The sequence below is a fragment of the Clostridium sp. D46t1_190503_E9 genome (genome assembly GCF_015555225.1).
Lineage (GTDB): Bacteria > Bacillota > Clostridia > Clostridiales > Clostridiaceae > Clostridium.
On sequence record NZ_JADNKB010000009.1, the window covers coordinates 140,323 to 156,637 of the forward strand.

The window sequence follows — 16,315 nt, forward strand, 5'->3', positions numbered from 1 at the left end:
TTATATTAATATTATATAAAATATTATATTCTAAATCAATATACACTGTAAAATTTTGTTATTATTATTGATTAATAATCTTTTTAATTCTTTTAATAAATTTAATAATCACTAAGCCCTTAATATACAAAAGTTCTTAGTGATTACTAATTTATATTCTTGCTTTACCGCCTTATCATTTCGCGTATTTTTTCTACTTTGTTTCTATTAATATACATTAAATAGATAAAGTACTCCAACTTCATGGTTATCTTCTTGATTTTCATAAGTTATATAAATACCACAAAGCCCCACTTTTAGTTTAGACGTATCTATCGATATATTTCCATTTTCATCTATAGAATTTTCCACATCTACTTTTTCAGTACCCACCATAATTTCTTTAGGGTTCAACAACTCCCCATTTCTAGATACTACTCTTTCTTTAAGTGTAAGTCTATTATTTTCTACAGTAGCCATTCCAGCTTCAATTATTTGCAGTCTAGCATTTATCACTCTAAGATTTTTTAATGTCTTTAAAGGTGATAAATCTCTTACTTCATTTTGCTCTATATTAAGTTCTTCTAAATTTTTAGCATATTCTAACCCTTTTAAATTTGTAACTCTTCTGCTACTGCAATTTAGAGACCTAAGATTATACATATCTCCTAAAGTTATATCTCCGCTTAATCCAAGAGCCTTTTGAATATCTTGTTTTAAATACTTATCTTCAATTTCAATAATTTTATTTAAATCTATTCTTTCTAAATTATCAACTGCATCTTTCAATTCAGCTAACATTGATTGAATCTCTTGATAAGTAACCCCTTTATTTTCTATCATTTCTGTTGCTTTTACTATTGCTTGGTCTAATATACTTAAGCTTTCTTCAGTATAAACTTCTCTATCTATATCATTAGCACTTTCAACTGATTTAGAAAGTTCTGTATAATCTATAGATTCTGAGTTTGCATAATGAAGCTTAGCATCTCCCCATGTAGCGTGATCTGAAGCAATTCCGTTACCACCATCTTTTACTACAAGTTTTAATTCTTTTGCCCCATTTATATCTATTTCCACATATTTTTGAGGAGCTCTAGAGTTCATTAATCCACTATCAAATTTCTTTTCACCATCTACATACACTTCAAAACTTATTGATCCAACACTTCCATACATTGCTCTATCTACCCCAACAAAAGAAGTAAAGTAATCATAGTCTTTATCACTCAAATCATATATTATTGTAGATGTAGCATGTGTACCTATTCCTCTATCGTATGAAATAGATTGTCCCTCTTCATTGGTCAAAGTTAATCTATTGTTGCTTACAGAATTATCTTTTCTAACTGTTCCCCAACCTGAATTTGCAGATTTCCAATCATATTCTGTTAAATACTTATAGTCTTCCATGTTTACTACTGCTATATTTCTTGTTTTAACTACCTCATTGCCATCACTATCTATAACTTTATAATTTATTGGATATTTTCCAGGCTTATTAAAGTTTACTTCACCAGTTACTTCAACATTAGAAGTTAAATCTCCATCTTCTGAATCTATTGCGCTATACTCCTGATTTAAATCTATTTCTTGACCAACTTTAGTTGATATTGATTTTGGAATAGTTAATTTTGGTTTTGCATTTGTTGTATATAGTTTAGTATCTGCCCAAGAAGCAAAATCTCCAAGACCACTACCATCAGCATCATCTGCTACTAATTTAAGCTCTGTTACTCCAGTTACATCTAGATTTACAAACTCTGCTTCACTATCTTTCCTTATTACATCAGAGGTATAAACTTCCTCACCATCTGCAAATATCCTAAATATTATTGTAGTTCTATTATCATTATAATTTTTATCAGTACCCACATATGTTGAGAAGTTGCTATAATTCCCATCTAATTCATATATTATCTCAGCATTTGTTGCAGCACCTATACCTTTATCAAACTCTCTTACCTCGCCATTAACCTTAAGCTTTATTTTATTGCTTGAATTAACTGCTGAATCTTTATTCACAGTCCTCCATCCAGATACTGCTGATTCCCACTCTAAATCGGATAAATATGTGCTTTCACTATATACCACGATATCTCTATCTTTAGTTGCTACATTACCATCACTATCTTCTACTGTATAAGTTAATGTATATTTACCTGTTTTATTTATATTGAAACTGTTTTTATTAACTGTAACATAACTAGTTATATCACCATCTTCTTGATCATTTGCTGTAACTCCTGAAGATAAATCAAATTCACTATTTAACTTAACATAAGTTATATCTTCTACATTTAGTATAGGGAACTTAGCTATTATAATATCTTCAGCTTTCTTTAACTCTTCTTCAAACAAGTTAACTGCTGGATGGTCTTTTACCTCTTCTCTAAGAGCTTGTACCTTTTCTAAAGTATTATAACTTTCACTAACATCTGTTTTCGTGTTATCAGTAAATAAATTCTCTATCTTATCTGATAATATATCTTCCTTATAGAAAGACATTTCTCCAATACTAGCCCAATCCTGGTTAGCTTCTATGAACTTAAATTTTACTCTTCTTGCACTTGTTTTAGCTATTTTAAATTCTACAACATCATTAACATTACCACGATATTCACCTTTACCAGCTAGTATAAAATCATCACCTTCTGCTTCAGTAGATACATAAACTTCAAACATTCTAGCGAATCCTTTTCCACCATTTCTTGCTGCATATGCCATTCTACTTATTTCTGTTGTTTCACCTAGGTCAAAAATAACTTCATTTTTAAATGAACTACTATTTGGCGTTCCAGTTTCCCAATGTGTATTACGATTATTATCTATTGCATAATCTATAAGACTACTTGAGTATCTTCCTCCATTATTAGTTATTGAAGCTACTGGTATCTTAAATTGCTCGTTGTATTCACTTAAATTATCATATTGTCCATATTTTGATTTAACTATTGTGTAATCTTCATATACTGTAATATATGATTTCTTTTCTGTAGTATTGTTATCACTATCTGTTACCCTATATATAGCTTCAAATCTTCCTACTTTTCCTTCTTCATATGAATTCGATATTATTTCTATATTAGAAGTTAAATCTCCATCTTCTGCATCCACTGCACTAATACCTTCATTAAAGTCTACAGCTTCACCTATTTTATATACTTTATCACTAGCAGTTATAATAGGCTTAGCATTGTTTGTAGTTAATTTAGGGTTAGCTATTACTGCATGATCTGAAGTATTTCCATTTCCAGCATCAGTAACTTTTATTACTAATTGCTCCACACCTTTAACTGGTACATTTATATATGCCATATTATCAGCATGTTTTAAAACTTCTGTAGTAGCTAGAACTTTACCATCACCTTGTATTTCAAATTTTATACTAGAATTATTTTGTGGTGATATTCCTGCATCAATCCCTAGTAAAGCTTCAAATTTATCATAGTCTTTACCTGATAAATCATAAATTATTGTACCATTTGCATGTATTCCAAAACCTTTTTCAAAATCTTTTACTTCCCCATTTACTCGACCTTTTATATTAGAATTTCTTCTTGGAGTTCCCCATTGTGTTTCTACAGATGACCACTCTGAATCAGATATATACTCATAATCACTTACCACTTCAACTTCTACAATCTTTTCTACTGATATACCTTCATCACTTACGGTATATTTAACTTTATATATTCCCTTTTGGCTAGTATCTACATTATGTTCAACTTCAAGATTAGAAATTATATCATTTCCTTCATAGCTTAATACTTTTATATAATCTAGAGGATTGAACTCTTCCCCTAACTCTAGAGTTATCTTGTTTTGTTGAATATTTATGCTAGGTGAAAATGATTCTATTGACACAGAATCACTTGTACCTAAATTAATATCATAAGGTACTACTTCGTATTTAGCATTCTTAGTTATATCTGTATTAGTATCCACAAAAGTATTCGTAGAAGTGAATCCTATTATTTCACCATCCTTTAGTATTTCATATCCTAATAAATTTTCTTTATTCTCTTTATCTATTGAGAAAGAAAGTTTCATGTTTTCACCCGATAGACTCTTAGCTATGGATACCTTTTCACTTCCTGTAAATCCATCTCCCTTATAATTCATTGCTAAATCATTTAAATAATAAATCTTCTTATCAGGCTTTGGATATTTTGATAGTTCTTGTTTAACATCAGAACCAATACGTATACCGTGTCTAGCGAAGAATTCAGATAAATCTAATTTCATAGCATCTGATGCTGCTACAACCCATGATTTATAAATATCTTCCCTATTTTGATTTCTAAAGTCCTTTTCTCTATATTGCTGCTCAAATTTTCCATAAAAAGTATTATCATATAAATATAACTGCCATAATGGAGCTAATTGAGCTAGATGTGTACTATTAGCAGTATCATATAATTGGTTATTAGAATAGTCCTCTAAACACACCTTAGGATAAGTGTTATTTTCCCATATATTTTGTTCACTTATTCTTGTTTTAGTTTTAAATTGTGATTCAAAGAATAGTGGCATCATATTATTTGTAACTTCTACTATAGTTCTTCCATTTGTATCAAAGTTATGACCTAGCTCATGAGCTACTCCCCATCCTCTAGCTGCTCCAAGTATAGCATTTTGGTTACCTGGTCTTATCCCTATAACACCATTTGCTGCATTCATGAATGCTCCACCAGTAAGATTTTTAACCATAGGCATTATCCTAAAGTTAAAATCTGAATGTATTTCCTTTGAATTATCAAATCCCCAAAATCTCATTGCATCAGATATATATCTATCCCATTCTTCTGCTGTATATCTTGGAGTTTTATTATTTTGGTTATACCAATTTAATGCATAAGTAGCTTGTACAAAACTTAGTGACTTATTAGAGCTAACTGCAAAAATATTTGGAGTAGTCTCCGGATCTGCATTAATCTTAGCAACATATTCTTCTAATTCTTTCATTACTTCAGCTTCATCTGATTTTCCTAAGATAAATACAGGGTACTTACTTGCACCTTCTATTCTTACTTTTGGCGCTTTTGTTTGACTATTACTTTTGTAATTTGTAAAATATAACCCTCCACCTTGAATAACATTCTGTGGTATTCCATTACTTTCATAACTTACTTCGGGTATAGTTATTTCATTTTTCCCAGGTTGCAATTGAAAACTTATTGCTCCCCCATGTTGTGTTAATGATTGTTTATATAGTAACACTGGAGTAGGTTCTCCTTTTGCTACATCAACATATACATTTATTTTATCTCCGGCCCTAGCGGATAATCCAGTTACTTGCCAATCTTGGAATCTCCACATCTTTCTCTTCACTGACTCAATTACAGAGTCCCCTCTCATTTCCAATTCAAAAACATATTCTTGTCTTGGATTATCTATTAATGATTCAGCTAATTCTATATCAGCTTTAAAATCTTCATATAAAGGGTGATTCTTTGCACTTTCTTTAAATGCATTTATTTTTTCTATACTATTAAATTCCTCTGACAATTCATTCATTAATCCATTAGTAAATAACTTATCAACTTTATCACTTACTACATCTTGTTTATAGAATGCTATTTCTGATAATGTAGCCCAATTTTGATCCGAATTTTTAAATTTAAATTTTATTCTTTTAAATTCTGTTGGATTAAATTTTGCCTCAACTAATCCAGATACTTTATTATGACTTCCAGTTGCTACAAGTTGATAAGTATCTCCTTTGGATGTTGTAGAAGCATATATCTCAAATTCCTTAGCAAATCCCTTATTATCAGACTTTCTTGCTCCATAAACCACTCTATTTAATTCAACAGCTTCTTTAAATTCTACTTCCACTTCATTTGTAAAATCATTCGTATTTGATTTATTTGTTTCCCAATATGTATCTAAATTACCGTCAACAGCATTTGTTATTACTGCACTTCCATAATTACCTGCATTATTACGGATACTCTTTATATTTTCATTGTCCATTTTAAATAAATTTGAATATTCTTCGTTAGAATAATATTTAAATTGTTTTGTAATTGCTTTTGTAGCTTCAATTTGATTTTCTTGTAAAAGCATTTTTGCATCTTCTAAATGCTCTTTAAAATCTTCATAAAACGGATGACTTTTAGCCTCTTCCTCTAATGCTTGTACTTTTTCTAATGTATTAAATTCTTCACTCACAATGCTCATTGTATCATCAGTGAATAATCTATCTATTTTTTCTGCTATTTCATCTTGAGTATATAAACCAATCTCAGCAGCACAAGCCCAATTCTCATATCCTTTTTTAAATACAAATTTAACTCTTCTAAACTCAGTAGGATTAAACCTTATTTCTATAGAATCCTGTGTTACTTTAGATGAACCACTAGATACTAGTTCAAATGTATCGCCCTTAGAAGTTCTTGATGCATAAATATCAAATTGTTCTGCAAACCCTCTATTAGATCCACGAGGAGCAGTATATACTATTCTATTTAATTTCGTCAGTTCATTTAGCTCAATTATTACTTCGTTAGTAAAGGTTGTACTATTTTGTTTTCCAGAATGCCACTTTGTATTTACATCACCATCAATTGCTTTATCTATTGAATTATCTGCATATTGACCACCATTTGTAGTTATTGACTTTATTTTATTTGAAGTCACTTTATAAATGTCGTCATATATTGGAAGTGTCTCACTATTCATATCCTTAAATTTAGATACCTTAGCATCAATATAGTTGACTTCTTTATTTTCTACAATTAACTTTGCATTTTCTATATCCTCTTTGAATTGACTATATAATGGATGATTTTTTGCTTCTTCTTCTAACTCACTTATCTTTTCTATATTACTAAACTCTTCACTTACTTGACTCATTGTATCGTCAGTAAATAAATTCTTCATTTTATCACTTACCACATCTTGTTTATAAAACATAAATTCTGATGCTGAAGCCCAATTTTGATCCGCTTTTTTGAACTTAAATTTTATTCTCTTAAATTCAGTTGGATTAAACTTAATCTCTACTATATCTCCAGTGGAACCTGCATATTCTCCACTACTCACTAGCCTAAAGTCATCTTCTTCATCAGTAAGAGATGCATATATTTCTACTTCCTTAGCAAAACCTTTACCTTTAGTTGATGACTGCCTTGCTGCATATACTATTCTGTTTAAGGTTGTCACTTCATTTAATTTAACTACTACTTCATTGACAAATTCAGAAGTATTTGGTTTTCCTGTTTCCCAATGTGTATTAAAATCTCCATCTATAGCTTTATCAATAGTTGAGTTAGCATATCTACCACCATTATTAGTTATAGATATAATATTTTGATTATCCATTTTGAATACTTCATTATAAGCCTCAATATTATTGCTATTATATAAGTTAAATTTACTTATAATAGCTTGAGCCGATCCATTAATAGATGCTCCTTCTGTTATTAAAGTTTGATTTCTTGATAACTCATCTGCTAAAACCCCTAATGCTGGAGAAGAGAAATTAGTTATCAATGCCGCTGCTACTATAGCCGCTATTTTTTTCTTGTTCATAATTTACCCCCTGATTAGTTTTATTCTAGCCTTAGACGTACATTAAAAAAAGCTACTCTAAAAGAGCAGCTTTACACATCTTAATTTTAAATATTTATTATAATAAAATAAGTAATATTTAAAATTAAGCTTTGAAACAAAAAGTATAATGTACTCTTTGGCAACTGGCTGACATAGTTATACACCTTAGTCCCTATAGCTTTGCGTCCTTAAATTTCTTTAAGTTTGCCTATTTAATTTTACAATTTTAAAATAAATTCAAATATTTTAAATTTATTATCACTATTTTATCATAAAGATACATATTCATCCATATATTTTTATAATATTCTTACTATTTTTCTTCTTTTTTCTCATAATTTCAACCTATTATTTCCCCAGTTTAAGTAAATTATTTTAATTATCTCTTTATATTGACATTAACTAATTAGATAACTATAATATTATTTATAAATATTTTAATACGTTGAAGAGAAGAGTAAACTAAATTTCATTTTCAGAGAGAGATAAGCTTGGTGAAATTATCTTATTTGAATCTAGTTGAAGACCACCTCTGAGTGACTCTAATAAAGTCCGTTTAATATCACGTTACGATATATTAAGAGGTCTTATTATAGACAATTAAGGGTGGAACCGCGGGAAGTTTAGAACTTTTACTCTCGTCCCTTCTATTTATCATAGAAGGGATGAGAGTTTTTTTATTTTAAATTAAATTACGGAGGGAGTAATAAGTATGATTAAAATTACTTTAAAAGATGGATCAGTAAAAGAATTTGAAGCTGGTATTTCTGTTTTAGATATAGCTAAATCAATTAGTGAAGGCTTAGCTAGAAATGCTTGCTGTGGAATAATTAATGGAAAGGTTGTTGACTTACGTTATACAGTAAATGAAGATAGCGAACTTGCTATTTGCACATTTGACTCACAAGAAGGAAAAGATGCATTAAGACACAGTGTATCTCACGTTTTAGCTTATGCAGTTAAAAGATTATATCCAAATGCTAAATTAGCTATAGGACCTGCTATAAATGATGGTTTCTACTATGATTTTGATGTAGAAAACTCATTTAGTTCTGATGATTTAGTAAAAATAGAAGATGAAATGAGAAAAATAGTAAAAGAAAATCCTTCAATTGAAAGATTTGAATTACCAAGAGCTGAAGCTATAAAGCTTATGGAAGATGCTAACGAACCATATAAGGTTGAATTAATTAATGATTTAGGAGAAGATGAAGTTATTTCATTCTATAAAATGGGTGACTTTGTAGATTTATGCGCTGGTCCTCACCTAATTTCTTTAAAACCAGTTAAAGCTATTAAGCTTCTTAGAAGTGCAGGTGCTTACTGGAAAGGTGATGAAAAGAACAAAATGCTTTCAAGAGTATATGGAACTGCATTCTTAAAGAAAACTGATTTGGATGCTCATTTAGAAGCTTTAGAAGAAGCTAAAAAGAGAGACCATAATAAGTTAGGTAGAGAACTTAAAATCTTCACTACTGATGAAAAAGTAGGCCAAGGTTTACCTCTTATAATGCCTAAGGGTGCTAAGATTGTTCAACTTCTACAAAGATGGGTTGAAGATGAAGAAGAAAAGAGAGGCTATGTATTTACAAAAACTCCTTCAATGTCTAAGAATGACTTATTTAAAGTTTCAGGACACTGGGATCACTATAAAGATGGTATGTTTGTTTTAGGTGACGAGGAAAAAGACCCAGAAATCATGGCATTAAGACCAATGACTTGTCCTTTCCAATACACAATTTATAATGCAGAACAACACTCTTATAGAGAATTACCTATAAGATATGCTGAAACTTCTACTTTATATAGAAATGAAGCATCTGGAGAAATGCATGGATTAATTCGTATAAGACAATTTACTTTATCAGATGGACACATTGTTTGTAGACCAGATCAAGTTGAAGAAGAATTTAAGGGCTGTGTTGAATTAATAAATCATATAATGTCTACTTTAGGAATAGATGGAGATATATCATTTAGATTCTCTAAGTGGGATCCAAACAATACTGATAAATATATAAACAATCCAGAAGCTTGGGAAGAAACTCAAGTATTAATGAAAGGTATCTTAGATCACCTTGGAATTGATTATGTTGAAGCTGAAGGTGAAGCTGCATTCTATGGACCAAAGCTTGATATCCAATTTAAGAATGTTCATGGAAAAGAAGATACAATAATAACTATCCAAATTGACTTTGCTCTTGCAGAAAGATTTGATATGACTTATATAGACAAAGATGGTAACAAAAAACGTCCATATATAATTCATAGATCATCAATTGGATGTTATGAAAGAACTTTAGCTATGCTTATTGAAAAATATGCTGGTGCATTCCCAACTTGGCTTGCTCCAACTCAAGCAATAGTTCTTCCTATTTCTGATAAATATAATGACTATGCTGAATCAATAGTTAAAGACTTCAAAAATTCAGGAATAAGAATTTCTGCAGACTATAGAGCAGAAAAAATCGGTTATAAGATTAGAGAAGCTAGACTTGAAAGAATACCTTACATCCTAGTTGTTGGTGAAAAAGAAGCTGCTAACAATGAAGCTTCAGTAAGAAGCAGAAAGAACGGAGAAGAAGGTGCAATTTCAGTTTCTGAATTAAAGAACAGATTAATTCTTGAAATAGCTAATAAAGATAAATAATCAATGTATAATTTATAATATAGAATGTAGAATGGTGAAAAAAAATCCTCTGGTCGGATTTTTAGAAATTAAATGTTTTTAGAAGAGAATCCTGAAAAATTTTAAATTTTTCAGGATTCTCTTTATTTATAATGATTTTTTAGTTATGAACTTCTTTTATTCACTTAATATTCTTTCATTGCATATTTTTATTATATTTCCTATAAACTATCTCTCATATTTATATTTTTTATGAATCACTACTCCTTGTCTAATTCCCTTATAACTCTACATGGGTTACCAACCGCTAGTACATTATCTGGAATACTCTTAGTTACAACACTACCAGATCCAATAACTGAATTTTCTCCAATTCTTACACCTGGATTAATAGTACTTCCCCCTCCTATCCATACTCCATCACATATTTCTACTGGGTCCGCATATTCTAAATTTTCCATTCTCTCCTTAGGTGAAAGTGCATGATTAGCTGTAAATATATTTACATTAGGCCCAATCATAACATTTTTTCCTATAGTTACTCTGCCACAATCTAATATTGTACAATTGTAATTTGCAAATGAATTTTCTCCCCAATAGATATTGTAGCCATAAGCACATCTAAAAGGTTGCTCTATGAAGAACTCTTTCGGTGCATAACCAAATAATCCTCTAAGTAAGTCCATTCTCTTTTCAACCTCCTTTGGATGTAGTGAATTGTATTCAAACATAATTTCATTAGCATGTTGTCTATCATTAAACAATTCATCTCCTAAAGAAACATACCAATCTCCCCTTAGCATCTTTTCCTTTTCAGTCATAATATCCTCTCCCAACCATAAATATCATATTTATTTATATAAAATACATCTTATAATCATATTACTATTTTTAAACTGATAAATCACTTTATATAAAAATAAAAAAAGCCTTTACTAAAAGGCTTTTACTTATTTTCTTCAATAAGCTTTTTCATCTTATTTTGAAGTAACCATATTTTCTTTTGCTTTCTATTATAAGCAACCATCTTATCCTTATTATTAGCACTAGATTCTAATTGCTTCGTAGTTTTTTCTTCATACATCTTTAAAGCTTCATTAAGAATTTGAAGTTCCTCTTTATTAAACATAAATACACTCCTTACATCAATGTAAATTAGTTTACTAAGTCTTAATTATCATGTTCTATTATATTTTATAAAGAGTTTCTTTGCAATTATCCCTATTAATCTTTAAATAATGAACAACAGCAAATATTAAATTATTTATTTACAAGCCAAAATATACTCTACTTAATTTAAATCTTATGGATAATATCACAATCCATAATACAGATAAAAAGCTAACTAAACTTGTAAACTTTAATACAAAACTTTCATTTTTATTCTATAATTTATCCTTTTCTTAAATTAGGATAATGCTACATCTAAAATCATCATAATTACAAATCCTATAGAAAAAGCTATTGCACTAATATCCGAAAAATTATCTTCTGCTGCTTCTGGTATTAATTCCTCTACCACAACAAAAATCATAGCTCCTGCAGCAAATGAAAGAAGATATGGCATCATTGGAGTAATAACACTTGAAAATATTATTGTAAGTACTGCTGCTATTGGTTCTACTATTCCAGATAAAACCCCATAAATAAAAGATTTATTTTTACTTAATCCTTCACTTTTAAGCGGCATTGATATTATTGCCCCTTCTGGAAAGTTTTGAATTGCTATTCCTATAGAAAGAGCAAGTGCTGATGCAAGAGTTATCCCTCCCCCTTGATTCATAACTGCTGCAAAAACAATTCCTATTGCCATCCCCTCTGGAATATTATGAATTACTACTGACAGTACAAGTTTTGTAGTTTTACTTAATTTATATTTCTTTGTTCCTTCTTCATTTCTACTATCTACGTGCATATGTGGAATTATTTTATCCAAAGAATATAAAAATAAAATTCCTGCAAGTACTCCTACTGCTGCCGGAATAAACGATAATTTCCCCATGCCTTGAGACATATCTATAGAAGGTATAATTAATGACCATACAGCTGCTGCCATCATAACTCCTGATGCAAAACCAAGAAGTATTTTATTAACCATTTTATTCATTTCTTTTTTCATTGTATAAACACACGCCGCACCTAGAGACGTTCCTAAAAATGGTATTAATATACCAATTAAAATATTCATTTCCACTCCTCCTGTATAAATATTATTTTATCTATTAATTAACTAACTCATAATATCTTTCCTTAATGCTTTCTATCAAACTCTTTCTCCCATATCATTAAGCAATTATTTAATCTTCCAACCCATAATCTGTGGCTTGACTTTTTTATGTCTAATTTCAATTTGCTTTACTTCATCTATATAAGCTTGTTTATTTTACTTTCTAATATAATTATCATTATTTATAATTTATAGCTTGGTCATTATTTACCGCTTGGTCATTATTTTTGTTATTAGTTTCATTTTCTATCTTATCTTAAGAAACTAAATTCCATTTATTATTAAAATGCCCTTCTTTTTTCACCTATCACATTTCTACAAGCAACTATAAATAATATTTATATACCTAAAATACAAGTCATACTTTTAATGAACTCGCTATATAATTGATTACCTACTAATATTTATTATACCCAAGTATATTTTAACATATTTCCACTTAATATATTTTATTTAATTTGCATATTATTCTAAAAACTAAAACTAATAATTAAAAGCTACTATTTTCTAAAATCAATTTAAAATAGTAGCTTTTAACAAAAATATTATTACTTATTAAATCTTTAATTATTTATTATTAACCGTTAATTGAATCTAGTGCCTGTTCAAAATCTGCAATTATATCTCTTATATCCTCAACTCCAATTGAAACTCTCATTAAATCTGGTGTTACTCCACTTGCTATTTGTTCTTCCTTCGATAATTGACTATGTGTAGTGGTTGCTGGATGTAAAATACAGCTTCTAACATCTCCTAAAGTGACTACTAATGCTACTAAATTTAATGATTTTGTAAATTTCTTTGCTGCCTCTATATCTCCCTTTATTCCAAAAGTTAATAATCCACTTCCTCCACCATTTAAATACTTTTTTGCTCTATCGTATTGTGAGCTAGTTTCAAGATATGGATAGTTAACCCAATTTATTTTAGGATGTTTTTCTAACCATTTTGCTAACTCTAAAGCATTTTGTGAATGTCTTTCCATTCTTAAATGAAGAGTTTCTAACCCTAAATTAGTTAAATAAGCATTAAATGGACTTTGACATGCCCCAATATCTCGTCCTAATGTAACTCTTAGCTTTGTTATATATGCTGCATTTCCAAATGATTCTACATATTTTAATCCATGATAACTTGGATCTGGTAATGTAAATTCTTCAAAATTTCCATTTGCCCAATCAAAGTTTCCTCCATCAACTACTATTCCTCCAATGCTTTGCGCATGTCCATCTGCATATTTTGTAGTTGAATGTACTACAATATTTGCTCCATGGTCAAATGGATTGCATAAGTATGGGGTTCCTACAGTATTATCCACTATAAATGGAATCTTTAATTCCTTTGCGACCTCTGAAAACTTCTCAAAATCTAATATATTTAGTCCTGGATTACCAATTGTCTCCCCATATATTGCTTTAGTATTTTCATTTGCACATGAAATAATTTCTTCTTTACTTGCTTCTGGGTCAACAAATGTTACCTCTATCCCCATTTTTTTAAGATTAACTGTAAATAAATTAACTGTTCCACCATATAAAGATGATGCTGATATTATATGATCCCCAACCTTACATATATTTAATATTGAATATAATACTGCAGCTTGCCCTGAGGATGCAGCTACTGCTCCAACTCCTCCTTGAAGTTTAGCAAACTTCTCTTCCAATGCACAAACTGTAGGATTAGATATTCTACTATATAAATGCCCCTCTGCTTCTAAGTTAAATAGATTTTCTAAGTTATCTGGATCATCATACTTATAAGTTGCACTTTGAAATATTGGTAATACCCTAGGTTCCCCAGCCTTTGGTATATATCCTCCTTGAATACATATTGTTCCCTTTTTCCACTTTCCTACCATATTGAAATCCCCCTTTTAATATTATTGCTTATTGCTTTTTATAAAATAAAAAAAGTTACTTCAAAATAAGAAGCAACCTAAATATACTAAACTATTCACTAATACGATTAATGAAACACCTCATTTGCCAAGCATCAGCTTGCAGGATTTAGCACCACACTAATTTATAAATAATTTTATACTCAGTAGGTTGCTAGGCTTCACAGGGCCAGTCCCTCCACCATTCTTAATAAAGTCTTTTTTATTCAATTATAATATATTATACACTACATTTTCCAATTTTCAACCATTATTTGTATTTTTTATAATTCTAGTATTCGTGATTATATAGTCTACTTTAATATCATGTGCTTCACATTCTATTTTATCAACTACTTGTAAATCATATGCTAATGCTATCTTATTTTCTTTAGATTTTATCTCATTTAAATATCTATCGTAATATCCTCCACCATATCCTATTCTGTTACACTCATTATCAAAAACAACCCCAGGTACTACTATTAAATCTATATTTTCTTTTTCAATATAATCAGAATCATCTATTGGTTCTAAAATTCCCATTGAGTTTTTCTTTAACTCATCAAAAGAATTTAATTTTATTGCCTTCATAGATTTCTCATCTTTATATACTTTGGGAATAAAAACGTTCTTTCTATCTTCAAAAGCCTTTTCTATTATATTTATTGTATTTATTTCATTGCTAAAACTTATGTAAATAAATATATTACTAGCTTTTTTATATAGTTCTGTATTTATTAACTCATTAAATATCTTAGTATCCATTATCTCTTTTTTACTGTTATCTAGTGAATCTCTTATTTCTAAAATTTTATTTCTTAAAACTCTCTTTTCTTCTTTATTCATAATTCTCTCCTAAATATATTTTTAGCTACTTTATTATATTTTGCGAATTAAACTTAATGACATTTATTAACTTTACGATTTTTATACTAAGTTCAGCTAGCTTCACTAAATATTCAATGCCTGCACAGCTATTTATCTTATGGAACATATCTAGTTTATCGTATCCCTTATATTAGCAATTTATATTTATTATGTCTCTTAATATAGATGCAGCTGCATTTGTTGTTCCTGATGCACCACCAATTACACTAATGTCCCCTAAAGTATCAGTCTTATAAAGCACACCTTTATTTTTACCATCTACAAAATATAAAGGATGACTTTTATCTATTATCTCAGGTTTTACGTATGCTTTTATTTTATTATTTTCTTTATATACTCGCCCTATTAACTTAATTTTATTATCTTTATTCTTTTCATTTATTATTAAGTGTTTACCTAACGAACTTATTCCTTCTATTTCAATATCATCAATGGTTAAGCAAGAATTCATAATAACATTGGCTAATATTAAAATTTTTGATGCAGTATCATATCCCTCTACATCTAACTTATAATTTGCTTCTGCTATTCCTAAACATATTACTTTGTTCAATGCTTCACTATAATCAACTTCATTTTCATACATTTCAGTTAAAATATAATTACTTGTCCCGTTTAATATCCCTTCAATTGCTAATACTTCTGCTCCAGCTATATCAAATGTTCCAACATTTATAGATGGAAGTGCTCCACCAGTTGTACATCCTATACCAAGCTTTACATTATTTTTGTCGGCTAACCTTTTTAAGTTGTTATATTGTAACAGTATTGGCCCCTTATTCCCTGTTACTACATTAATAGAGTTTTTTAAGGCTAAACTTATATGAGTTAAACCAGGTTCACCTGTTTCTATATTAGTACTAGTCAATTCTACAAGTATATCTATATCTTTATTTTTTATTATTGTATTAATATTTATATCTTCCTTAAATTCAAAGTCTTCAATATTTAAATTGTAATTATTGTTTATAATTTCTTTTAAATTTATTCCTAAATTATTATAAATTCCACCATTACTTTTTATTATATATTTAACCTTTATATCAATTCCTAGATTGTATAAATATTTCTTTTTATCATTTAATAGTTTTATTAAAGCCTTACTAACTCCACCAAAACCTATTATAGCTATGTCCATATTCTCTTCCCC

The 16,315-nt window shown here is 29.2% G+C and carries 8 protein-coding genes, 2 riboswitches and 1 other annotated feature; of the genes, 1 reads left to right on the forward strand and 7 read right to left on the reverse strand.

The annotated features are described in order from the left end of the window. Positions 1-207 precede the first annotated feature (207 nt). Positions 208-7,518 (reverse strand): NPCBM/NEW2 domain-containing protein, encoded by a 7,311-nt coding sequence (locus tag I2E83_RS11915; RefSeq protein WP_195429965.1) that lies wholly within the window; start codon positions 7,516-7,518, stop codon positions 208-210. Positions 7,519-7,674: 156 nt separating this feature from the next. Further along, a riboswitch (cyclic di-GMP riboswitch) is annotated at positions 7,675-7,758 on the reverse strand. Between the two features lie 217 nt (positions 7,759-7,975). After that, positions 7,976-8,188 (forward strand) — a binding site (T-box leader). A gap of 63 nt (positions 8,189-8,251) precedes the next feature. On the opposite strand from I2E83_RS11915, the gene thrS reads away from it, so the two are divergent. Next, a complete protein-coding gene (gene thrS / locus I2E83_RS11920) occupies positions 8,252-10,189 on the forward strand; it encodes a threonine--tRNA ligase (RefSeq protein WP_195429966.1) in 1,938 nt (645 codons plus the stop codon). A gap of 239 nt (positions 10,190-10,428) precedes the next feature. Here thrS and I2E83_RS11925 read toward each other — a convergent pair whose 3' ends face one another. From I2E83_RS11925 to I2E83_RS11950, 6 genes are all read right to left on the reverse strand, one after another. Further along, positions 10,429-10,989: a sugar O-acetyltransferase gene (locus I2E83_RS11925; protein WP_195429967.1), complete on the reverse strand. Its 561-nt coding sequence runs from the start codon at positions 10,987-10,989 to the stop codon at positions 10,429-10,431. 125 nt (positions 10,990-11,114) lie between these two features. After that, on the reverse strand, positions 11,115-11,297 hold the full coding sequence (locus I2E83_RS11930) for a hypothetical protein (RefSeq protein WP_195429968.1): 183 nt from the start codon (positions 11,295-11,297) through the stop codon (positions 11,115-11,117). Positions 11,298-11,576: 279 nt separating this feature from the next. Continuing rightward, positions 11,577-12,356: a ZIP family metal transporter gene (locus tag I2E83_RS11935; RefSeq protein ID WP_195429969.1), complete on the reverse strand. Its 780-nt coding sequence runs from the start codon at positions 12,354-12,356 to the stop codon at positions 11,577-11,579. Between the two features lie 616 nt (positions 12,357-12,972). Next, positions 12,973-14,256, reverse strand: a complete 1,284-nt coding sequence (locus tag I2E83_RS11940) for an O-acetylhomoserine aminocarboxypropyltransferase/cysteine synthase family protein (protein ID WP_195266100.1) — start codon at positions 14,254-14,256, stop codon at positions 12,973-12,975. A 117-nt stretch (positions 14,257-14,373) separates the two neighbouring features. Then, a riboswitch (SAM riboswitch) is annotated at positions 14,374-14,492 on the reverse strand. Between the two features lie 46 nt (positions 14,493-14,538). Then, complete coding sequence (locus I2E83_RS11945) at positions 14,539-15,123, reverse strand: 5-formyltetrahydrofolate cyclo-ligase (protein WP_195429971.1); 585 nt, start codon at positions 15,121-15,123, stop codon at positions 14,539-14,541. A gap of 172 nt (positions 15,124-15,295) precedes the next feature. Next, entirely contained in the window at positions 15,296-16,303 is a 1,008-nt protein-coding gene (locus I2E83_RS11950) for a homoserine dehydrogenase (RefSeq protein WP_195429973.1), read from the reverse strand. Positions 16,304-16,315 lie beyond the last annotated feature (12 nt).

Excerpts from the sequence above, each read along its gene's own strand:
- I2E83_RS11940 (WP_195266100.1), bottom strand. The coding sequence starts at position 14,256 with ATGGTAGGAAAGTGGAAAAAGGGAACAATATGTATTCAAGGAGGATAT.
- I2E83_RS11930 (WP_195429968.1), bottom strand. The coding sequence starts at position 11,297 with ATGTTTAATAAAGAGGAACTTCAAATTCTTAATGAAGCTTTAAAGATG.
- I2E83_RS11915 (WP_195429965.1), bottom strand. The coding sequence starts at position 7,518 with ATGAACAAGAAAAAAATAGCGGCTATAGTAGCAGCGGCATTGATAACT.
- I2E83_RS11935 (WP_195429969.1), bottom strand. The coding sequence starts at position 12,356 with ATGAATATTTTAATTGGTATATTAATACCATTTTTAGGAACGTCTCTA.
- thrS (WP_195429966.1), top strand. The coding sequence starts at position 8,252 with ATGATTAAAATTACTTTAAAAGATGGATCAGTAAAAGAATTTGAAGCT.
- I2E83_RS11925 (WP_195429967.1), bottom strand. The coding sequence starts at position 10,989 with ATGACTGAAAAGGAAAAGATGCTAAGGGGAGATTGGTATGTTTCTTTA.
- I2E83_RS11945 (WP_195429971.1), bottom strand. The coding sequence starts at position 15,123 with ATGAATAAAGAAGAAAAGAGAGTTTTAAGAAATAAAATTTTAGAAATA.
- I2E83_RS11950 (WP_195429973.1), bottom strand. The coding sequence starts at position 16,303 with ATGGACATAGCTATAATAGGTTTTGGTGGAGTTAGTAAGGCTTTAATA.